The 19827-nt window shown below is 63.2% G+C and carries 20 protein-coding genes and 1 pseudogene; 13 read left to right on the top strand and 8 right to left on the bottom strand.

Going from position 1 to position 19827, the window contains the following annotated elements; translation table 11 throughout:
- Positions 1-32: 32 nt before the first annotated feature.
- Together C8D77_RS23415 and C8D77_RS23410 are read right to left on the bottom strand one after the other, a co-directional pair.
- Entirely contained in the window at positions 33-755 is a 723-nt protein-coding gene (locus tag C8D77_RS23415) for an SDR family oxidoreductase (protein ID WP_109668376.1), read from the bottom strand.
- Positions 752-1597 (bottom strand): SDR family oxidoreductase, encoded by an 846-nt coding sequence (locus tag C8D77_RS23410; protein ID WP_109668374.1) that lies wholly within the window; start codon positions 1595-1597, stop codon positions 752-754. Before C8D77_RS23410 ends, C8D77_RS23415 begins: the two co-directional genes overlap by 4 nt.
- A gap of 103 nt (positions 1598-1700) precedes the next feature.
- Between C8D77_RS23410 and C8D77_RS23405 the strand changes: the two genes are divergently transcribed.
- On the top strand, positions 1701-2588 hold the full coding sequence (locus tag C8D77_RS23405) for a helix-turn-helix transcriptional regulator (RefSeq protein WP_109668371.1): 888 nt from the start codon (positions 1701-1703) through the stop codon (positions 2586-2588).
- Between the two features lie 4 nt (positions 2589-2592).
- Here C8D77_RS23405 and C8D77_RS23400 read toward each other — a convergent pair whose 3' ends face one another.
- A complete protein-coding gene (locus C8D77_RS23400) occupies positions 2593-3228 on the bottom strand; it encodes a TetR family transcriptional regulator C-terminal domain-containing protein (RefSeq protein ID WP_109668368.1) in 636 nt (211 codons plus the stop codon).
- 227 nt (positions 3229-3455) lie between these two features.
- Between C8D77_RS23400 and aptA the strand changes: the two genes are divergently transcribed.
- The 5 genes from aptA (at position 3456) to C8D77_RS23375 (ending at position 8395) form a co-directional block, all read left to right on the top strand.
- The gene (gene aptA / locus C8D77_RS23395; RefSeq protein WP_109668365.1) at positions 3456-4784 is read left to right on the top strand and encodes an omega-aminotransferase AptA; all 1329 of its coding nucleotides are present in this window, start codon (positions 3456-3458) and stop codon (positions 4782-4784) included.
- Between the two features lie 70 nt (positions 4785-4854).
- Positions 4855-6105: a Zn-dependent hydrolase gene (locus C8D77_RS23390; RefSeq protein WP_109668362.1), complete on the top strand. Its 1251-nt coding sequence runs from the start codon at positions 4855-4857 to the stop codon at positions 6103-6105.
- A gap of 64 nt (positions 6106-6169) precedes the next feature.
- On the top strand, positions 6170-7621 hold the full coding sequence (hydA, locus tag C8D77_RS23385) for a dihydropyrimidinase (RefSeq protein WP_109668359.1): 1452 nt from the start codon (positions 6170-6172) through the stop codon (positions 7619-7621).
- Positions 7622-7623: 2 nt separating this feature from the next.
- Positions 7624-7995, top strand: coding sequence for a hypothetical protein (locus C8D77_RS23380; RefSeq protein WP_109668356.1), 372 nt, complete (start codon positions 7624-7626; stop codon positions 7993-7995).
- Positions 7934-8395: a hypothetical protein gene (locus C8D77_RS23375; RefSeq protein WP_245951858.1), complete on the top strand. Its 462-nt coding sequence runs from the start codon at positions 7934-7936 to the stop codon at positions 8393-8395. Before C8D77_RS23380 ends, C8D77_RS23375 begins: the two co-directional genes overlap by 62 nt.
- A gap of 17 nt (positions 8396-8412) precedes the next feature.
- Here C8D77_RS23375 and C8D77_RS23370 read toward each other — a convergent pair whose 3' ends face one another.
- On the bottom strand, positions 8413-8817 hold the full coding sequence (locus C8D77_RS23370; RefSeq protein ID WP_109668350.1) for a cupin domain-containing protein: 405 nt from the start codon (positions 8815-8817) through the stop codon (positions 8413-8415).
- Positions 8818-8947: 130 nt separating this feature from the next.
- Here C8D77_RS23370 and C8D77_RS23365 point away from each other — a divergent pair, with 130 nt between their 5' ends.
- Genes C8D77_RS23365 through C8D77_RS23345 form a run of 5 tightly spaced genes read left to right on the top strand, consistent with a single transcriptional unit; the run spans position 8948 to position 13307 of the window.
- Entirely contained in the window at positions 8948-9739 is a 792-nt protein-coding gene (locus C8D77_RS23365) for an ABC transporter ATP-binding protein (protein ID WP_109668348.1), read from the top strand.
- The gene (locus C8D77_RS23360; RefSeq protein ID WP_109668345.1) at positions 9705-10265 is read left to right on the top strand and encodes an endonuclease domain-containing protein; all 561 of its coding nucleotides are present in this window, start codon (positions 9705-9707) and stop codon (positions 10263-10265) included. Before C8D77_RS23365 ends, C8D77_RS23360 begins: the two co-directional genes overlap by 35 nt.
- Positions 10266-11144 carry an ABC transporter permease gene (locus tag C8D77_RS23355; RefSeq protein ID WP_109668343.1) on the top strand — a complete coding sequence of 293 codons (879 nt, stop codon included), beginning with the start codon at positions 10266-10268 and terminating at the stop codon, positions 11142-11144. It begins immediately after the preceding gene.
- Positions 11141-12295 (top strand): ABC transporter permease, encoded by a 1155-nt coding sequence (locus C8D77_RS23350; RefSeq protein WP_109668341.1) that lies wholly within the window; start codon positions 11141-11143, stop codon positions 12293-12295. The genes C8D77_RS23355 and C8D77_RS23350 overlap by 4 nt, the downstream gene beginning before the upstream one ends.
- A gap of 40 nt (positions 12296-12335) precedes the next feature.
- The gene (locus C8D77_RS23345; RefSeq protein WP_109668338.1) at positions 12336-13307 is read left to right on the top strand and encodes an ABC transporter substrate-binding protein; all 972 of its coding nucleotides are present in this window, start codon (positions 12336-12338) and stop codon (positions 13305-13307) included.
- 42 nt (positions 13308-13349) lie between these two features.
- Here the strand turns inward: C8D77_RS23345 and C8D77_RS23340 are convergent.
- A pseudogene (locus C8D77_RS23340) lies at positions 13350-13809 on the bottom strand (Lrp/AsnC family transcriptional regulator).
- 122 nt (positions 13810-13931) lie between these two features.
- On the opposite strand from C8D77_RS23340, the gene C8D77_RS23335 reads away from it, so the two are divergent.
- Together C8D77_RS23335 and C8D77_RS23330 are read left to right on the top strand one after the other, a co-directional pair.
- Positions 13932-15215: a cystathionine gamma-synthase family protein gene (locus C8D77_RS23335; protein ID WP_109668336.1), complete on the top strand. Its 1284-nt coding sequence runs from the start codon at positions 13932-13934 to the stop codon at positions 15213-15215.
- Between the two features lie 155 nt (positions 15216-15370).
- Entirely contained in the window at positions 15371-15811 is a 441-nt protein-coding gene (locus tag C8D77_RS23330) for a CHRD domain-containing protein (RefSeq protein ID WP_109668333.1), read from the top strand.
- Between the two features lie 96 nt (positions 15812-15907).
- Here C8D77_RS23330 and C8D77_RS23325 read toward each other — a convergent pair whose 3' ends face one another.
- The 3 genes from C8D77_RS23325 to C8D77_RS23315 all read right to left on the bottom strand — a co-directional run bounded on the left by C8D77_RS23325 (position 15908) and on the right by C8D77_RS23315 (position 19761).
- A complete protein-coding gene (locus C8D77_RS23325) occupies positions 15908-17557 on the bottom strand; it encodes a thiamine pyrophosphate-binding protein (protein WP_109668331.1) in 1650 nt (549 codons plus the stop codon).
- Positions 17554-18729, bottom strand: a complete 1176-nt coding sequence (locus C8D77_RS23320; protein WP_109668329.1) for a CaiB/BaiF CoA transferase family protein — start codon at positions 18727-18729, stop codon at positions 17554-17556. Before C8D77_RS23320 ends, C8D77_RS23325 begins: the two co-directional genes overlap by 4 nt.
- Before the next feature lie 99 nt (positions 18730-18828).
- A complete protein-coding gene (locus C8D77_RS23315) occupies positions 18829-19761 on the bottom strand; it encodes an alpha/beta fold hydrolase (RefSeq protein WP_109668327.1) in 933 nt (310 codons plus the stop codon).
- Positions 19762-19827 lie beyond the last annotated feature (66 nt).

Raw genomic sequence — 19827 nt, 5'->3', positions numbered from 1 at the left:
GCCTGATTATTCCTATGTTCCGGAGCAGCCTGTTACGCCGCAAACCGCAGGCCGCCGTCACAGGTCAGGACCTGACCGGTCATGAAACCGTTGGAGACGAGAAAGGCGATTGCCGAGGCGACGTCTTCGGCACGGCCGATGCGGCCAACCGGCGTCTTGCCGGCATAGTCGGCAAAGATAGCCTGCCTCTGCTCCTCGGCCAGGAAATCCCACCAGGGCGTGTCGATGACGCCGGGCGCGACGACATTGACGCGCAGCGGCTTCAGTTCCAGTGCCAGGATCGGCACCACGGTCAAAAGCATGCCGTTGATGGCGGCGATGCCGGCGACGCCGGGCGTTGCGAGCTGCGCCGAGACCGCCGAGATGAAGGTAACCGATCCGGCCTTGTTCAGCGTCGGCAAGGCCGCCTGCAGGCAGGACAGCTGCGGGCGGACTTTCTCGTCGACGCCACTGCCGATGTCGCTCAGGTCAAGTGTTGGGAAGGGGCCAAGGCCCTTGCCGCCGCTGGCCGCAAGCACCAGATGGTCGAAAGGACCGAGGCGCTCGAAGAACTGGCGGACCTCATCCGGCTTCGAGGCGTCGAAAGCAGCCTTCTCGGCAGCGCCGCCAAGGCTTTTCCAAGCGCTCTTCAGTTTCTCTTCGTTGCGCCCGGTAATGGTCACCTTCATGCCCGGGCCGAGCAGCTTGCGCGCCGTCGCCAGGCCGATGCCGGACGAGCCGCCGATGATGACGGCATGTTCGATTGTCTTGGTCATGAATGCTGTTCCTTCGATGTGGGGGAGGCCGGGCCGATAAGATCGAGGCTCAAGGCTCGCAACTGTTGCCTTGCCCTCGCGTCATAGGCCTGGGCGTCGGCACGGGATTCCCGCAGGCCGTCGAAATACAGGCCGCTTTTCCCGTCGAGCGCGGGTGAGGTTGCGAGGTTGAGTATGGCGTCGGCGCCGGTTTCGACCGAGCTCCATGGCGTTACGCCTGCCTGCCGGACCATGGTGGTGTTCATGTAGCTCGCCGGATGCAGCGCGTTGACGGTGACGCCGGTGCCTTTCAGCTGCTCCGCAAGGTCGATGGTGAACAGGATCTGCGCCAGTTTGCTCTGGCAGTAGGCGCGGACACCGCCATAGGAGCGGGTCAGCATGACATCGCTGAAGTCGATCGCCTGCTGTCCCGCCGAGGCGACATTGACGATGCGCGCTGGAGCGCTCGCCTTCAGCAGTGGGAGAAGCTCCGATGTCAGCAGGAAACCGGCGAGATAATTGACAGCGAAGCGCAGTTCGTAGCCGTCGGCGCTGACCTGCCTTTTGGCACCTTGGCCCGCCGTGCCGATGCCGGCATTGTTGATGAGGACGTCTAGCCGGTTCGTCCGGGCGCGCACCGCTTCGGCAAGCCGGCGCACTTCGGCCAGCGAAGAGAGGTCGGCAACCAGAAGCTCGGCCTTGCCGCCGGCTGCTTCGATCTCGGTGACAACAGCCTTGCCGCGCGTCGCATCGCGGCCATGCACCAGCACACGGGCGCCAGCGGCGCCGAGCCGTTGCGCGACGACGCGGCCAACGCCGTCGGTTGAGCCAGTGATGAGGATTGTCTTGTCTTTGAGTTCCATGTCCAGAGCCTCCGTTCTGTTGCTCTGAACGGAAGATGGGGCAGTTAGCGCGAGCCAAACAGTTCAAACTTTATCCTGGTATCAATACTGCTATAATAAGCGCATGGAGTCCCAACCCCACTCGGCCCCCACGCACTCCGCTGAAGACAGCCGCCGGCGCGAACTCGGCGCCTTCCTGCGCTCGCGCCGCGAAAGGCTGACGCCCTCGGCCACAGGCATCGCCACCGGTCTCAGGCGGCGCACGCCCGGCTTGCGGCGCGAGGAGGTGGCGATGATCGCCGGTGTCGGCACGACCTGGTACACATGGCTGGAGCAGGGGCGGGAGGTCAGGCCCTCGGTGGAGGTGCTGACGGCGCTTGCCGAAGCATTGCGCCTCGACGCGGCCGAAAAACAGCATCTGTTCATCCTCGCCGACCGCCAGCAGCCGGAGCGCCGTGCCGTGGCGCCGGAAAAGGTCGATGGCCCCTTGCTGCACATGCTGCAGAGCCTGGTGCTGCAGCCGGCCTATGTCGTCGGGCGGCGCTGGGACGTGCTGGCCTGGAACCCGGCGGCCGTCGCGGTGTTCGGCGACTACGGCCTGCTGGAGGGTGATGCCCGCAACATCGTCCACATGGTGTTCACCAACCCGCACCACCGGCGCCTGCTGGTCGACTGGGAGGAATTGGCGCGCACAGTGCTGGCTTCGTTCCGGGCCGCGAGCGCCCGCTATGTCGGCGATCCGGATTTCGAGCGGCTGATCGAGTTGATGACGCGCTCGAGCCCGGAGTTTCGCAACTGGTGGCCGCAGCGCGACGTCGCGCACCGATTGTCGGGGGTGAAGCATGTCCGGCACCCGAGCGCGGGCGCCATGACCTTCGAGCATATGAGCCTGTCGATCGGCGACGGCTCCGACATGAAGCTGATCGTCTACACGCCGCTTGCCGAGCAGAACTCGGTCGCCAAGCTGCAGACATTGCTGGACGCGCTGCCGGCCGAGCGGCGCAGCGCCTGAAGCGTCAGGTCTTTGGCTTCAGCCCGTCGAGGAACAGTTGTTCCAGGAAGCGGGCGGCATCCTCGAAGCGACCGTCGCCGCCGCGGTTGGGCCCGAGCACGGCGCGGACCTGGACGTCGAAATCGGCATAATGCTGTGTCGTTGCCCAGATCGAAAAGATCAGGTGCCAGGGGTCGGTCCGGGCGATCTTGCCGGCGCGCATCCAGCCCTTGATGACGGCGGCCTTCTCGTCGACCAGCGTCTTCAGCTCGCCGGCCAGCAGCGGCATGATGCGCGGCGCGCCTTGCAGGATCTCGTTGGCGAACAGCCGGCTCTCGCGCGGAAAATCGCGCGCCATCTCCAGCTTGCGCCTGATGTAGCTGCGCAGTTCGGTGAGGGGATCGCCGATGTCGTCGAGTTCACGCAGCGGCGCCAGCCAGGTGTCGAGCAGGCGCTGCATCAGCGTCTCGTGGATGTCTTCCTTGCGGCGGAAATAATAGAGCAGGTTGGGCTTCGACATGCCGGCGGCTTCGGCGATCTGGTCGATGGTCGAGCCGCGAAAGCCGTTGGTGGAGAAGACCTCAAGCGCCGCCTCCAGGATCAGTTCGCGCTTTTCCTGTTGGATGCGGGTGCGGCGAGGGTGGTCCGTGCCGGTGGTCACCGTTGCCAGCCCTCGCGTTGAGGGTCATCTGGACCAATTCTCTGGACCAGTTTTTCCCTAGCCTGTGGAACGCACTTCAGGTGCCGCATTTCCGCTAGTAATCCCTTGACCGCCGACAGGGCGGTGCTAACGTTTGTCCAATCGGTCAAAAATTTGCGTAGCATGAAAACGCAGCAAAGACCAAGCGTTGGGCGCACCGAAACAGTTTACAAGGGGAAGTCTTGGTCATGTCCAACCGGCTGAAAGTCACGCCGAACGATCTCAGTGCATTCTGGATGCCGTTCACGGCAAACCGGCAGTTCAAGCAGGCGCCGCGCATGATGGTGTCCGCCAAGGACATGCATTACACGACCAGCGACGGCCGCAAGGTTCTCGATGGCACCGCCGGACTCTGGTGCGTCAATGCCGGCCACTGCCGTCCGAAGATCACCGAGGCGATCCAGCACCAGGCCGCCGAGCTCGACTATGCGCCGGCCTTCCAGATGGGCCATCCGATCGTGTTCGAACTGGCCAACCGCCTGGTCGACCTCGCGCCCAAGGGCATGGACCATGTCTTCTTCACCAATTCCGGCTCGGAATCGGTCGAAACCGCGCTCAAGATGGCGATCGCCTATCACCGCGTGAAGGGCGAGGGCTCCCGTACTCGCCTGATCGGCCGCGAGCGCGGCTATCACGGCGTCAATTTCGGCGGCATCTCGGTCGGCGGCATCGTCACCAACCGCAAGATGTTCGGCACGCTGCTCGGCGGCGTCGACCATATGCCGCACACGCATCTGCCGGAAAAGAACGCTTTCACCAAGGGCGTGCCGGAGTACGGCGCGGAACTCGCCAACGAACTGGAGCGCATCGTCGCCCTGCATGACGCCTCGACCATCGCCGCCGTCATCGTCGAGCCGGTCGCCGGCTCCACCGGGGTCATCCTGCCGCCGAAGGGCTATCTGCAGAAGCTGCGTGAGATCTGCACCAAGCACGGCATCCTGTTGATCTTCGACGAGGTCATCACCGGTTTCGGCCGCCTCGGCACGCCGTTCGCAGCCGATTATTTCGGCGTCACGCCCGACATCATGACCACCGCCAAGGGCGTCTCCAACGGCGTCATCCCGATGGGCGCGGTGTTCGTGAAGAAGGAAATCCACGACGCCTTCATGACCGGCCCCGAGCACATGATAGAGTTCTTCCACGGCTATACCTATTCGGGCAATCCGATCGCCTGCGCAGCCGCACTCGGCACGCTCGACACCTACAAGGAAGAGGGCCTGCTGACCCGTGGCGAGGAGTTGGCGCCCTATTGGGAAGACGCACTGCATTCGCTGAAAGGCGAGCCGAACGTCATCGACATCAGGAACATCGGCCTGATCGGTGCGATCGAGCTGGCGCCGATTGCCGGCCAGCCGACCAAGCGGGCCTTCTCGGCTTTCGTCAAGGCGTTCGAGCGCGGCGCGCTTATCCGCACCACCGGTGACATCATCGCGCTGTCGCCGCCGCTGATCATCACCAAGGGCCAGATCAACGAATTGATCGACCATGTGCGCGATGTGCTGAGGTCGATAGACTAAATCTGCTTTGCCTGGACGGGTGGCGGCGGGAACCGCCGCCCGACCAGTATATGAAATGAGAGGACTTTGAATGGCCGCACCCGGCGAGAATCTGCGAATCAATTCAGACCGTTTGTGGGATTCCATCATGGAAATGGCGAAGATCGGCCCCGGCATTGCCGGCGGCAACAATCGCCAGACCGTGACCGACGAGGACGGTGAGGGCCGGCACCTGTTCAAGCGCTGGTGCGATGCGGCTGGGCTCGAAATGGGCGTCGACGAAATGGGCACGATGTTTGCCCGCCGCGAAGGCACCGACCCCAGCCTGCCGCCGGTCTATGTCGGCAGCCATCTCGATACGCAGCCGACCGGTGGCAAATATGACGGCGTGCTTGGCGTGCTGGGCGGGCTTGAAGTGGTGCGCTCGCTCAATGATCTCGGCATCAAGACCAAACATCCGATCGTCGTCACCAACTGGACGAACGAGGAAGGCGCGCGCTTCGCGCCGGCGATGATGGCGTCCGGTGTGTTCGCCGGCGTGCTCGAGCAGGCCGATGTCTACGGGCATGTCGACAAGCAAGGCAAGAAATTCGGCGAAGAGCTCGAGCGCATCGGCTGGAAAGGCAGCGAGAAGGTCGGCGAGCGCAAGATCCACGCCTTCTTCGAACTGCATATCGAACAGGGTCCGATCCTCGAGGACGAGGGCATCGACATCGGCGTCGTCACCCACGGCCAGGGCCTGAAATGGCTACAGGTGACGCTGACCGGCAAGGAAGCGCATACCGGCTCGACGCCGATGCCGAAGCGCCGCAATGCCGGGCTGGGCATGGCGCGGGTGATCGAACTGGTGCACGAGATCGCCATGGACTACCAGCCGGACGCCGTCGGCGCGGTCGGCCACATGGAGGTGTTTCCCAACTCGCGCAACATCATTGCCGGCCGCACCGTCTTCACCATCGACATCCGCTCGCCCGAAAAGGAAGTGCTGGATGCCATGGACGGCCGCATCCGCGAAGGTATCGACACGATCTGCGAAGCGCTCGACATCCGGTACGAGATCGAGCAGGTCGGCGCTTTCGACCCCGTGACCTTCGATGTTGGTTGCGTCAAGGCGATCCGCGATGCCGCCGAACGCCTCGGCTATTCCCATCGCAACATCGTCTCCGGCGCCGGCCATGACGCCTGCTGGATCAACCGCGTCGCGCCCACCGCCATGGTGATGTGCCCCTGCGTCGACGGGCTCAGCCACAACGAGGCGGAAGAGATCACCAAGGAATGGGCCTCGGCTGGCGCCGACGTGCTGTTCCATGCCGTGGTGGAGACGGCTGTCATCGTGGAGTGAACCAAAGATCCGGATTCAAACGCCGCTCGCAAAGAAGCGCGAAGAGAACAAGGGAACAAGAAAAATGACCAAAGTCATCAAGAACGGCACCATCGTCACCGCCGACCGCACGTGGAAGGCCGATGTGCTGATGCAGCATGGCAAGATCGTCGCCATCGGCTCCAACCTGCATGGCGACCACGAGTTCGACGCCGCCGGCTGCTACGTCATGCCGGGCGGCATCGACCCGCACACGCATCTCGAAATGCCATTCATGGGCACCTATTCGGCCGATGATTTCGAATCCGGCACGCGTGCAGCGCTTGCCGGCGGCACCACCATGGTGGTCGATTTCTGCCTGCCGGCGCCGCAGCAGTCGCTGCTCGAAGCCTTGCAGATGTGGGACAACAAGACCTCGAAGGCGTCGTGCGACTATTCCTTCCACATGGCGATCACCTGGTGGGGCAAGCAGGTGTTCGACGAGATGGCCACTGTCGTCGACAAGGGCATCACCTCGTTCAAGCATTTCATGGCCTACAAGGGCGCGCTGATGGTCGATGACGACGAGATGTACGCGTCGTTCCAGCGCTGCGCCGACCTTGGCGCGCTGCCGCTGGTGCATGCCGAGAATGGCGACGTCGTTGCTGCCCTGTCGCAGAAGCTGCTGGCCGCCGGCAACAACGGTCCCGAGGGCCACGCCTATTCGCGACCGCCTGAGGTGGAAGGCGAGGCGACCAACCGCGCCATCATGATCGCCGACATGGCAGGCGTGCCGCTCTATGTCGTGCATGTCTCCTGCGAGCAGAGCCATGAGGCGATCCGCCGGGCGCGCCAGAAGGGCATGCGGGTGTTCGGCGAACCGCTGATCCAGCACCTGACGCTGGACGAGAGCGAGTATTTCGACAAGGACTGGGATCATGCGGCGCGCCGCGTGATGAGCCCGCCCTTCCGCAACAAATGGCACCAGGATTCGCTGTGGGCCGGCCTGCAGGCGGGCTCGCTGCAGGTGGTGGCGACCGACCATTGCGCTTTCACCACCAAGCAGAAGCGCAACGGCGTCGGCGATTTCACCAAGATCCCGAACGGCACCGGCGGGCTTGAAGACCGCATGCCGGTGCTGTGGACGACGGGCGTCAACACCGGCCGGCTGACGATGAACGAGTTCGTCGCGGTGACCTCGACCAACATCGCCAAGATCCTCAACATGTATCCGAAGAAGGGCGCCATCGTCGAAGGCGCGGATGCCGACATCGTCGTCTGGGATCCGAAGCGGAAGAAGAAGATTTCCTCGAAGAAGCAGCAGTCCGTCATCGACTACAATGTCTTCGAAGGGTTCGAGGTGACCGGCCTGCCGCGCTTCGTGTTCTCGCGCGGCGAACTGTCGATCCAGGAGGCCGAGGTCAAGGCCAAGCCCGGTCATGGCGAGTTCGTCGGCCGCGAGCCGAATGCGGCGGTCAACCGGGCGCTGTCGAGGTGGAAAGAGATTTCCGCGCCCCGCAAGGTGGAACGCACCGGTATCCCGGCGACCGGGGTTTGAGCTTGGCGCGTTCGGCCGCGCTCATTTCGTTGGTCTTGGCGGCAAGTGTCGCCAGCCCGGTAGCAGCAGGCGGCGTGCTGGCCGGCTCCTGGGGCAATGATGTCGGCTGTGCCGGCGTCAAGGCCGGTTATCAGGATAGCGATGCCTATATCGTGCTGACGGCTGAAGGCATCGAGACCTATGGCAGCGGCTGCCGGTTCGCGCAGCAATTGACGCCGGTGCTGGGCGCACAATCGCTGACTTCGACCTGTTCCGCCGAGGGCGAGGCGGGAACGACAATCGAAACCGTCGTGGTCACCAACAAGGGAGAGGATGGTTTCTTCGTCACCATTCCAGGCCTTGAGGAAATGGGGCCGCTGCAATCATGTTTGTAACGTTGGGCATTGGGGGGTGAGCATGCGTGGTTTTTGTTTTTCTGTTGCGATGGTTTTTGTGTTGGCGGCCGGCCAGGCTTCGGCGGCCGGTATCGATCTGTCGAAACCCTATGGCGACAAATATGGCTGCATCAACCGCAACGGCCAGGAAGTCGCCGCCGATCAGATGCTGCTTTTGACCGACAAGGAATTGATCACCGCCGCCAGCGCCTGCACGTTCACGAAGACGCAAGCGCAGGCTGACGGATCGATCGTGGTGACAGCGACGTGTGAGGCGGAAGGCGAAGAGGGACAGGAGCCGACAAAGTTTACCATCAAGCACAGCGCTAAGAACGCCAAGAAGCTGACGATCGCCGATGAGGACGGCAACGTCATGGGGGAAGTTTCGCGGTGCAAATGACAGCGATCCCGTCAGCGTCAGGCGACCAGCGCGTCCAGTTCCGGCAGCAGGACGACGCTTTCCTGTTCGTTGGGATCGGTGCGGGCAATGACGGCCGAGGACGGGGCGCCGCTCAGATTGGCCGGCAGATGCGGGACGCCGGCGGGAATGTAGAAGAGGTCACCGGCCTTGACGACGATATGATGCTCCAGCCGGTCGCCATACCAGGTGTGGACCTCGCCGGAGAGGACGTAGATCGCCGTCTCATGGCTTTCGTGCATGTGCGCCTTGGCGCGGGCGCCGGGCGGCAAGGTGAGCAAGTGCATGCAGATGCCGGAGGAGCCGACGGTCTCCGTGGCGATGCCGGCGAAATAGGTCAATCCCTGCTTGCCTTCATAAGTGCTTTCAGGGCGGATAAGATGACAAGTGGGTTTGGGCGACATCGGGGAAACTCCGGGCGTCGATTGCGTGGGACAAGACCAATGGGACAGGGCGAGTGGAAAACAACATCGCGATAAAAGCAATCGGATTCCAGCCGGCACCGCAGGGGCGGGAACAGGCAGGCGGCAGCCGATGACAGGGACTTCGCCAGCCGTCGTCGCGGCAAGCAAACTCGGACTGACCTTCCAGACCAATGACGGGCCGGTGCAGGCGCTGTCCAATGTCGATCTCACCATCGGCAAGGGTGAGTTCGTCTCCTTCATCGGGCCTTCGGGCTGCGGCAAGACCACGCTGCTGCGCGTCATCGCCGATCTGGAGAAGCCGACCTCGGGAACCATTTCGGTCAACGGCATGACAGCAGAACAGGCGCGGGAGAAACGCGCCTACGGCTATGTCTTCCAGGCGGCGGCGCTGTTTCCGTGGCGGACCATCGAGCGCAATGTCGGGCTGCCGCTGGAGATCATGGGCCTGTCCAAGGCGGAGCAGGTGGAGCGGATCAAGCGCACGCTCGATCTCGTCAACCTTAGGGGATTCGAGAAGAAATATCCCTGGCAGCTCTCGGGCGGCATGCAGCAGCGCGCCTCGATCGCCCGTGCGCTGGCCTTCGACGCCGATCTCCTGCTGATGGACGAGCCGTTCGGCGCGCTGGACGAGATCGTGCGCGACCACCTCAATGAGCAATTGCTGGAGCTGTGGGGGCGCACCAACAAGACCATCTGCTTCGTCACCCACTCCATCCCCGAAGCGGTGTATCTGTCGACGCGCATCGTCGTCATGTCGCCGCGTCCGGGCCGTGTCAGCGACATCATCGAATCGACGCTGCCGAAGCAGCGACCGCTGGACATCCGCGAGACGCCTGAGTTTTTGGCGATCGCAGCGCGCGTGCGCGATGGTCTGCGGGCAGGGCATAGCTATGATGATTGAGCGAGGGCAGGATGAGGCTCCTCCTCTCCCCAACGGGGAGAGGGTGGCCGGAGCGAAGCGGAGGTCGGGTGAGGGGGCGGCGCCGACGGATCCGACCAAAAGAAAGGTCGGGGCAACCGCTCGCGCCCGAAGGCTGCGGGTTGACGAGACCGAGGCTGAATACAGGCTTTGGGGCGAACTGAGAGGACGTCATCTCAACGGTTACAAATTTGTGCGGCAGGTGCCGCTCGGACCTTTCATCGCGGATTTTATTTGTCGCGAGGTAGGCCTGATTGTCGAACTTGACGGTAGTCAGCACGCAGATTCTCCTACTAACCCTGCCAGGACAGCTTGGCTGAACGGACAAGGTTATTCGGTTCTGCGGTTCTGGAACCATGAAGTTTTGGCCGAACGCCGAACGGTCCTGGATACGATCTTGGCGTGCCTGGACGGAAAGATTTCTACCCCCTCACCCGACCTCCGCTTCGCTCCGGCCACCCTCTCCCCGTTGGGGAGAGGAGGGCGCTCGTCCGGCGAGGGCCGCTAAATGGACACCTTCCGCGACAAGCTTATCCCTGTCACCTCGATCCTCGCTGGGGTGATCGTGCTCTGGTATGTCTTCGCTGTCATCCTCAACACGCCGTTCCAGCGCGATCTCGATCGCCGCGCCGGCGAAACACATACTTTGAGCGAATTCATCGGCAAGACGCTGGCGCAGCCGAAGCCGACGCTGCCGGCGCCGCATCAGGTGGCGGTGAACTTCTTCGAAAACACCTTCCTGCGGCCCGTCACCTCGAACCGCAGCCTCGTCTACAATGCCTGGGTGACGCTGTCGTCGACGCTGCTCGGCTTTGCTTTCGGCACGGCGCTCGGCATCATCATTGCTGTCGGCATCGTGCATGTGGCGACGCTCGACCGCAGCCTGATGCCGTGGATCATCGCCTCGCAGACCATTCCCATCCTGGCGGTGGCGCCGATGATCATCGTCGTGCTGGCGGCGGTCGGCGTCACTGGCCTGGTCCCGAAGGCGATGATCTCGACCTATCTGTCGTTCTTCCCGGTGACGGTGGGCATGGTGAAGGGCCTGCGTTCGCCCGAGATCATGCATCTCGACCTGATGCACACCTACAATGCGAGTCGTGCGCAGACCTTCTGGAAATTGCGCGTGCCAGCCTCGGTGCCGTTCCTGTTCACCTCGATGAAGGTTGCGGTGGCGGCAAGCCTGGTCGGTGCAATCGTCGGCGAACTGCCGACCGGCGCTGTCGCCGGCATCGGCGCCAAGCTGTTGGCCGGTGCCTATTACAGCCAGTCCATCGACATCTGGTCGGCGCTGGTCGCCGGTTCGATGGTGGCCGCACTTCTGGTCATGGTGGTCGGCATTGCCGGGCGTATCGTTGACCGCGCGATGGGCGGGAGGCCGGCATGAACTGGCTGAAACCCTCCTGGCAAGCAGTACTGGCGATCGTGCTGTGCCTGATCGCAGTGGCGCTCGGTGCGATCGCCGCGCCGAAAGTGGATCCGCTGGCGCAGCCTGCAGGGACGTTGATATATCCCTATGCGGCGACGAGCTGGCTGATCTTCGGCGCGCTGCTTCTCACTGCTTTGATCTCGATGGCCAGAATACCGTCCATCGTCGAAGCTGTCGTGCTTTTCATCGGCGCGCATCTCGTCGCCTGGCTGCTGATCGGTGGTATCGCCGGCTTCGAAGGTCAGGCACGGGCACCGTATTTCCTGCTGCTCGCGGCTGCCTGGCTGCTTGGCTGGCGCTGCGTGGCGGTGCTGTCGGGCATTCGCCCGATGGCGAACTGGGCTCGGACCGCGCTGCGGCTGATCATCCCGGCCATCTTCGGCGCCTGGATCCTGATCATCTGGGAAGCAGTGACGCGCGGCGCCGGCATCCCTTTCATCCTTTTGCCGCCGCCAAGCGCCATCGGCGCGCGCATCGCCAGCTCGCTGCCGGTGCTCGGCGCCGATGTGCGGCAGACCATCTTCAAGGCGGTGATCTTCGGCTATGTCGTGGGCAGCGGCGCCGGCTTCATCACCGCCGTGCTTGCCGACCGCGTGCCGTTCCTGCGGCGCGGCCTTTTGCCGATCGGCAATATGGTCTCGGCGCTGCCGATCATCGGCGTCGCACCGATCATGGTGATGTGGTTCGGTTTCGACTGGCAGTCCAAGGCGGCGGTGGTCATCATCATGACCTTCTTCCCGATGCTGGTGAACACGGTCGCCGGCCTTGCCGCCTCCGGTCACATGGAGCGCGACCTGATGCGCACCTATGCGTCCGGTTACTGGCAGACTCTGCTGAAGCTCAGGTTGCCGGCAGCCGCCCCCTTCATCTTCAACGCGCTGAAGATCAACTCGACGCTGGCGCTGATCGGCGCCATCGTCGCCGAGTTCTTCGGCACGCCTGTCGTCGGCATGGGCTTCCGTATCTCGACCGAGGTCGGGCGGATGAACATCGACATGGTCTGGGCCGAAATCGCAGTTGCAGCACTTGCGGGTTCGGTCTTTTATGGCGTGGTCGCTCTTGTCGAAAGAGCCGTCACGTTTTGGCATCCCTCTGTCCGTGGTGGATAGGGGCGGTGGGTTTAGGGCACTAACTTCAGAGGGTAATAAAATGAAAAGACTGATTATTCCCGTTCTGGCCGGCGCGATGTCGCTTGCCGCTTTCCAGGCAATGGCCGCTGACAAGGTGACGTTGCAGCTGAAATGGGTCACGCAGGCCCAGTTTGCCGGCTATTATGTCGCCAAGGCCAAGGGTTTCTATGAGGCCGAGGGTCTTGACGTCGACATCAAGCCGGGCGGTCCCGATATCGCGCCCGAGCAGGTGATCGCCGGCGGCGGCGCCGACGTCATCGTCGACTGGATGGGCGGTGCGCTGGCCGCCCGCGAAAAGGGCGTGCCGCTGGTCAACATCGCCCAGCCGTTCAAGAAGGCCGGCATGGAGCTGGTATGCCCGAAGGACGGCCCGATCAAGACCGAAGCTGACTTCAAGGGCCACACGCTCGGCGTCTGGTTCTTCGGCAACGAGTATCCGTTCTACGCCTGGATGAACAAGCTTGGCCTGAAGACCGAAGGCGGCGCCGATGGCGTCACCGTCTTGAAGCAGAGCTTCGACGTGCAGCCGCTGATCCAGAAGCAGGCGGATTGCATCTCGGTCATGACCTACAACGAGTACTGGCAGCTCATCGACGCCGGCTACAAGCCGGAACAGCTGACCGTGTTCAACTACTCGGCAATGGGCAACGACCTGCTCGAGGACGGGCTCTATGCGTCCGAAGACAAGCTCAAGGATCCGGCCTTCGAAGACAAGATGGTGCGTTTCGTGCGTGCCTCGATGAAGGGCTGGAAATACGCCATCGACAACAATGACGAAGCCGCAGGCATCGTCATGGACGGCGGCGGCCAGGACGAGAACCACCAGAAGCGCATGATGAGCGAAGTCGCCAAACTGATCGACAATGCCGACGGCAAGCTCGACCCGGCCACGTACGAGCGCACCGCCAAGGCGCTGCTCGACCAGAAGATCATCACCAAGGAGCCGACCGGCGCCTACACCACCGCCATCACCGACAAGGCTGTGAAGTAAGCCTAGTCGGCAACATATCGATCTAGAGAACGGCGCCTCTTGCTAGAGGCGCCGTTCCTTTATGGTGTTCATGACGAAGCTGGTTTCGATCGAGGCCACGCATTTCAGCCGCGCGATCTTTTCCTTGATGAAGCGCTCGTACTGCTCGAGGTTTCCCGTCACCACTTTTCAGCACATAGTCGCGCGAACCGGTGACGAGGTGGCATTCCAGCACCTCTTCCCAGCCGCGGATCGCGTCCTCGAACATCACGATCTCGTCCTCGTTCTGGCGGCTGAGCCGGATGGTGGCGATGGCGACCATGCTCCAGCCGAAGGCGGCCGGATCGACCAGCGTGGTGTAGCCTCTGATGACACCGGTCTCCTCCAGCCGCCGCACCCGCCGCAGGCAGGGCGACGGCGACAGGCCGATCCGCTCGGCAAGCTCGTTGTTGGTGATGCGGGCGTCAGCCTGCAGTTCGCGCAGAATCTTGCGGTCGAAATCGTCGGCTATCTTCTGCTGCATTTTTGGTCTCTCCGGGCAATTTGTTGCGGGAATGCAGCCATGCGAGCCCAAAAATAGCAAGGACTGGCGGGTCGGGATCGCATAAATTGCCGTGCGACACTCTTTCAAAAGCAGGAAAAGCCATGACCGCGCCACGCCCGTCGAAAACCCATATCGGCAACCACAAGCTCCACCCGGAGACGCTGATGCTGAGCTATGGCTTCGATCCGCAGCTTTCGGAGGGTGCGGTCAAGCCACCGGTGTTCCTGACCTCGACCTTCGTGTTCAAGTCGGCGGAAGAGGGACGCGACTTCTTCGATTACACCTCCGGCCGCAAGGAGCCGCCGAGCGGCACTGCGTCGGGCCTGGTCTATTCGCGCTTCAACCATCCCAACAGCGAGATCGTCGAGGACCGGCTGGCGGTCTATGAGGGGACGGATGCCTGCATCCTGTTTTCATCAGGCATGTCGGCGATCGCCACGACACTGCTCGCCTACGCCCGTCCGGGCGACGTCATCCTGCATTCGCAGCCGCTTTACGGCGGCACGGAGACGCTCTTGACGCGCACGCTTTCCGGTTTCGGCATCAGCGCTGTCGGCTTCGCGGACGGCGTCGATGAGACAGCGGTGCGCACGGCTGCCGATGCGGCCGTCGCGAAGGGCCGCGTGTCGGTCATCCTGATCGAGACCCCGTCAAACCCGACCAACAGCCTGGTCGATATCGCGCTGATGCGGAAGATCGCCGACGAGATCGGTGGGATGCAAGGGTCGACGCCGATCATCGTCTGCGACAACACGCTGCTCGGCCCGGTGTTCCAGCGGCCCATCGAACACGGCGCCGACGTTTCCGTCTATTCGCTGACCAAATATGTCGGCGGCCACTCTGACCTGATCGCGGGCGCCGCCATGGGAAGCAAGGCGGTGACCAAGCCGATCAAGGCGCTGCGCGGCGCGATCGGCACGCAACTCGACCCGCATTCCTGCTGGATGCTCGGCCGCTCGCTGGAGACGTTGTCGATCCGCATGGAGCGGGCCAACGACAATGCGCGTCTGGTCGCCGAATTCCTGCGTGATCATGCCAAGGTCGGGAAGGTGCATTACCTGCCGTTCCTGGGCGAGGACACGCTGGCGGGCCGCGCCTACAGGGCGCAATGCACCGGTGCCGGCTCGACCTTCTCCTTTGATATCAAGGGCGGGGAGAAGGCGGCTTTCGCCTTTCTCAACAACCTGCAGATCTTCAAGCTGGCGGTAAGCCTCGGCGGAACGGAATCGCTGGCCAGCCACCCCGCGGCCATGACCCATTCGGGCATTCCCTTCGAGGTTCGCCAGCGCATCGGTGTGTTGGAGACCACGGTCAGGCTGTCCATCGGCGTCGAGCACCCAGATGATCTGATCGCCGACCTGACGCAGGCGCTGGCGGCGGTCTGACCGCCGCTTTCCCCTGGCGGGTAGGCAATCGGGCTTTTTGCCTGCCATCACATATGCGTGCGCCGAAGGATACTTTTGGCCGTCCGACCGTTGTACAGATGCATCCATGCGTCGGAGAGCCGCAAGGGTGTCACATCCAACGGAGGTTTTTAAAAATGCGCATGCATTCCTTTTCGCCGATCGTTTCGGCACTCGCCGTCTCTGTTTCTATCTTTCTTGTCTCGCCGGCCCTGGCCGACATGGAAAAGTTCAAGGCGACGCTCGACGGCGGCCAGCAGAGCCCGCCCGTCACCACGAAGGGCAAGGGCACGGCCACTTTAACGTTCGACACGGCCAAGAAGAAACTCAGCTGGAACGTCAAGTATTCCGGTCTCAGCGGGCCGGCGACGGCGGGGCACATTCACGGTCCGGCGGCGATGGGTGAAAACGCTGGACCCGTTATCCCATTCAAGAAACTCAAGAGCCCGATCAAGGGATCGGAGACGTTGACCGATGCTCAGGCGGCTGACCTTGAGGCCGGCAAATATTACGTCAATATCCATACGGCAGCCAACAAGGACGGCGAGATCCGCGGCCAGATCGAAAAAGCAAAATAGGACGTAGCCGGTGCCGCGACTCTCCCCCTTTTGAGGGGGAGATGTCCGGCAGGACGGAGAGGGGCGCGAAGGAACTCGGCCTCTGCCTTTGGCGCTTTATGCCTTATCGCGGATCTGGGTCATCGTCCGGGTCGGCGTGATCGCCTCGGGGTCAAGCCTGATTTCGACGATCGCCGGCTTGCCGCTGGCGCGGGCTCGTTCGAAGGCCGGGGCGAAATCGGCGGTCTTCTCGACCGTCTCACCGTGGCCGCCATAGGCGCGAGCCAACGCCGCGAAATCAGGATTCTTCAAATCAGTGGCGACGACGCGGCCGGGATATTCGCGCTCCTGATGCATGCGGATGGTGCCGTAGATGCCGTTGTTGACGACGACGACGACGATCGGCAGGTCGTATTGCACGGCGGTGGCGAATTCCTGCCCGTTCATCAGGAAGCAGCCGTCGCCGGCAAAAGCGACCACGGTGCGCTCTGGAAACAGTTCTTTGGCGGCGACCGCCGCAGGCGTGCCATAGCCCATCGAGCCTGAGGTCGGCGCTGCCTGCGTGGCGAAGCGGCGGAAGCGGTGGAAACGATGCACCCAAGTGGCGTAATTGCCGGCGCCGTTGGTGAGGATGGCGTCGTTGGGCAGCATCTTTTCGAGGTATTTCATGATCGGCCCCATCTGGACCGAGCCGGGGCCGCTTTCCGGCGGTGTCGACCAGTCGAGATAGGCGGCATGCAGCTTTGGCGTCTCGGCTGCCCAGGCGGGTGCGGTGGCCGGCTTGCGCTTGGCGAAGGCGTCGACGAAGGCGGAAGGCGAGGCATTGATCGCCAATGTCGGCCGGTAGACGCGGCCGAGTTCGCCGGCGTCGGCATGGATATGGACCAGCGTCTGGTCGGGGTAGGGGCTTTTCAGCAGGGTGTAGTCGGAGGACGGCATCTCGCCCATGCGGCCGCCGATCAGCAGCACGAGATCGGCCTGCTTGATCGCCGTGGCCAGCTTCGGGTTGATGCCGATGCCGACATCGCCGGCATAGTTCGGGTGCAGATGGTCGAACAGCATCTGGCGGCGGAAGGAACAGCCGACCGGCAGCGACCACGTCTCGGCGATCGTGCGTATCCGTGCCACGGCCTCGGCGTCCCAGCGCGTGCCGCCGAGGATGACGAACGGCCTGATGGACTTGGCCAGCAGCTTTTCCAGCGCATCGAGCTCGGCTTCGCCCGGCCGGGTTTCGACCGGTGTGTGCGGCAAAGCGATGGGTGCCTCGACGACACTGGTCAACATGTCTTCCGGCAGTGAGATGACGACGGGGCCGGGGCGGCCCGATGTCGCCACGGCGAAGGCACGGGTGACGAATTCGGGGATGCGCGAGGCGTCGTCGATCTCGACCACCCATTTGGCGATGTCGCCGAAGAACCTCTTGTAGTCGACTTCCTGGAAGGCCTCGCGCTCCTTGGCGTGGCTGGCGACCTGGCCGATGAACAGGATGACGGGTATCGAATCCTGCATGGCGATGTGGATGCCGGCCGAGGCGTTGGTGGCGCCGGGGCCGCGGGTGACGAAGCAGATGCCGGGCTTGCCGGTCAGGCGGCCGTGGCAATCTGCCATCATGGCGGCACCGCCTTCCTGGCGGCAGACGATGGTGCGGATCGCTGAATCGTGCAGCGCGTCGAGCACCGCCAGATAGGATTCACCAGGCACGCAATAGATGCGGTCGGTGCCGTTGGCCTCAAGCGCGTCGACGATGAGTTGTCCGCCGGTCTTCATTGTCCAGACTTCTCCAGTTCGGCAAGGATTTCTTGCGTGTGTTCGCCCAGGCGCGGCGAGGGGCGCTCATAGACCAGCGGCGTGCCGGACATGACCATCGGCGCACGCACCGAAGGCAGAAGATTGCCATGGCCGTCGTCGAGGTCGAGCCGCATGCCGCGCGCGATTGTCTGCGGGTCGGCAAACATCTGGCCGATCGTGTTGATCGGGCTCGCCGGAACGCTTGCCGCTTCCAGCTTCGCCAGCAGCGGATCGCGGTCAAAAATCTTCAGCGCCTCGATCATGCGCTCACGCAGCCTGACCCGGTTGGCGACCCGGGCAGGATTGGTGGCGAAGTCGGGATTTGCAGGCAAATCGTCCAGTCCGACAGCGGCGCAGAATTTGGCGAACTGGCCGTCATTGCCGACCGCCAGGATGATGTGGCCGTCCCTGACTGGCACCACTTCGTAGGGCGCAATGTTCATATGCGCATTGCCCATCTGCACCGGCGATTTGCCGGAGACGAGATAGTTGAGGTTCTGGTTGCCAAGCGCGGAGATCTGGGTGTCGAAGAGCGCCATGTCGACGTGCTGGCCTTCGCCGGTTTGTTCGGCGTGGCGCAGGGCCGCCTGGATGGCGATGACCGAATAGAGGCCGGTGAAGATGTCAGAAATGGCGACGCCGGCCTTTTGCGGCTCACGGCCAACCTCGCCGGTGATCGACATCATGCCGGCCATGGCCTGGATGATGAAGTCATAGCCGGCGCGTGGCGCATAGGGACCATCCTGGCCGAAGCCGGTGATCGAGCAATAGACGAGGCGGGGGTTGATCTTGCGCAGGCTGTCGTAGTCGAGGCCGTATTTCTTCAGGCCGCCGAGCTTGAAGTTCTCGATCAGCACGTCCGAAGTCGCGACAAGCCGGCGCACGGTTTCGGCGCCTTCCGGTGTCGAGAAATCGATGGCGATGGAGCGCTTGCCGCGGTTGCAGGAGTGGTAATAGGCGGCCGACAGGTTCTCGCCGTCCTTGCCCATGACGAAGGGCGGGCCCCATTTGCGGGTGTCGTCGCCGCCATCGGGGCTCTCGACCTTGATGACATCGGCGCCGAGATCGGCAAGCAACTGCCCGGCCCATGGCCCGGCAAGGATGCGGGCGAGTTCGACGACGCGGACGCCTTTCAGCGGGGGCTCAGCCATAAATCACCGTGGTTGCTGCAATCACCTTGATTGCTGCGAAGGCAGAGCCTCTATCAAGCCCTGCAACGGCTGTCACGGCTCTTGCGATGGGCCAATCCGTCACGCTTTCAGGATGTCGTCCGCCCAGGCCGCGAAATCGCCCATGATGATGTCGCGATTCACCTCGTTCAGGCTTTCGTGGCGGGTGTCAGCGTAAACCTTTGAAACCAGATTCGAAAAGCCCATCTTGCGCATGCGATTGGCAAGATGGGTGATCCCCTTGCCGTAATCCGAGGCGGGATCCTTTTCGCCGCCGACGATGCTGACGGGGAGGTCGCGCCGGACGCCGGCAAAGCCGGCATCCTTGCCGCCGTTCAATGCCATGCCGACGACGTCGCGCCACATTGATACCGAAGCATCCCAGCCGCACAACGGATCGGCAATGTATTTCGCCACTTCCGCCTCGTCGCGCGACAGCCAGTCGAACAATGTACGGTGATTGGGCACCGCCTTGCCCCAGGCCTGAAAGGTGAGCTTTGGCAACAGGCGCGACGGGACATCAGAGCCGAGCCGCATCCGTTCCCAGGCAAGGATGCCGAGCGCCACCTGGCCAAGCAGGCCTTGGGAGAAATTGCCGTTCCAGATCGCGGCGGCATGAACGCGCGGCGAGTGGCGCAACAGGTAGTTCAGCGCCACCGACGCACCCATCGAGTGGCCGAAAAGGATGACGGGCAGGTTCGGCTGTTCGCTGGCGATCAGATCATGGATGGCGTCGACGTCGGCGATCACCTTGGCGGGGCCGTTGCTGTCGGCGAACCTGCCGAGCGGTGCGTGGGGGGCCTTGGTCGCGCCATGGCCGCGATGATCGTGGACATAGACGTGGAAGCCGCGGGAGCCAAGAAAATCGGCAAAGCGGGCATAGCGCGCGGCGTGCTCGGCCAGACCATGATTGATCTGGACGACGGCACGTGCCCGGCCATCGGCTTGCCTGACGAAAAGATTGAGATCGGCACCGGTCGGCGAGGCAATCACACGCTGCTGGCTGAATGACATGCCGCTCGGTCTCCAGGCTCTGGCCGCCACCGTGGCGCCGGCTTTGTTTGCGCCGGCGCCGGTTTT

The organism is Mesorhizobium loti (assembly GCF_003148495.1).
GTDB lineage: Bacteria > Pseudomonadota > Alphaproteobacteria > Rhizobiales > Rhizobiaceae > Mesorhizobium > Mesorhizobium loti.
This window is presented reverse-complemented; position numbering and strand designations above follow the sequence as displayed.

What these genes read in the sequence shown, in the direction of transcription:
- C8D77_RS23325 (WP_109668331.1), bottom strand. Translation starts at nt 17,557, where the DNA reads ATGAAGACCGGCGGACAACTCATCGTCGACGCGCTTGAGGCCAACGGC.
- C8D77_RS23345 (WP_109668338.1), top strand. Translation starts at nt 12,336, where the DNA reads ATGAAAAGACTGATTATTCCCGTTCTGGCCGGCGCGATGTCGCTTGCC.
- C8D77_RS23335 (WP_109668336.1), top strand. Translation starts at nt 13,932, where the DNA reads ATGACCGCGCCACGCCCGTCGAAAACCCATATCGGCAACCACAAGCTC.
- C8D77_RS23350 (WP_109668341.1), top strand. Translation starts at nt 11,141, where the DNA reads ATGAACTGGCTGAAACCCTCCTGGCAAGCAGTACTGGCGATCGTGCTG.
- C8D77_RS23355 (WP_109668343.1), top strand. Translation starts at nt 10,266, where the DNA reads ATGGACACCTTCCGCGACAAGCTTATCCCTGTCACCTCGATCCTCGCT.
- C8D77_RS23365 (WP_109668348.1), top strand. Translation starts at nt 8,948, where the DNA reads ATGACAGGGACTTCGCCAGCCGTCGTCGCGGCAAGCAAACTCGGACTG.
- C8D77_RS23405 (WP_109668371.1), top strand. Translation starts at nt 1,701, where the DNA reads ATGGAGTCCCAACCCCACTCGGCCCCCACGCACTCCGCTGAAGACAGC.
- C8D77_RS23375 (WP_245951858.1), top strand. Translation starts at nt 7,934, where the DNA reads ATGGTTTCTTCGTCACCATTCCAGGCCTTGAGGAAATGGGGCCGCTGC.
- C8D77_RS23360 (WP_109668345.1), top strand. Translation starts at nt 9,705, where the DNA reads ATGGTCTGCGGGCAGGGCATAGCTATGATGATTGAGCGAGGGCAGGAT.
- C8D77_RS23415 (WP_109668376.1), bottom strand. Translation starts at nt 755, where the DNA reads ATGACCAAGACAATCGAACATGCCGTCATCATCGGCGGCTCGTCCGGC.
- C8D77_RS23390 (WP_109668362.1), top strand. Translation starts at nt 4,855, where the DNA reads ATGGCCGCACCCGGCGAGAATCTGCGAATCAATTCAGACCGTTTGTGG.
- hydA (WP_109668359.1), top strand. Translation starts at nt 6,170, where the DNA reads ATGACCAAAGTCATCAAGAACGGCACCATCGTCACCGCCGACCGCACG.
- aptA (WP_109668365.1), top strand. Translation starts at nt 3,456, where the DNA reads ATGTCCAACCGGCTGAAAGTCACGCCGAACGATCTCAGTGCATTCTGG.
- C8D77_RS23315 (WP_109668327.1), bottom strand. Translation starts at nt 19,761, where the DNA reads ATGTCATTCAGCCAGCAGCGTGTGATTGCCTCGCCGACCGGTGCCGAT.
- C8D77_RS23370 (WP_109668350.1), bottom strand. Translation starts at nt 8,817, where the DNA reads ATGTCGCCCAAACCCACTTGTCATCTTATCCGCCCTGAAAGCACTTAT.
- C8D77_RS23320 (WP_109668329.1), bottom strand. Translation starts at nt 18,729, where the DNA reads ATGGCTGAGCCCCCGCTGAAAGGCGTCCGCGTCGTCGAACTCGCCCGC.
- C8D77_RS23330 (WP_109668333.1), top strand. Translation starts at nt 15,371, where the DNA reads ATGCGCATGCATTCCTTTTCGCCGATCGTTTCGGCACTCGCCGTCTCT.
- C8D77_RS23410 (WP_109668374.1), bottom strand. Translation starts at nt 1,597, where the DNA reads ATGGAACTCAAAGACAAGACAATCCTCATCACTGGCTCAACCGACGGC.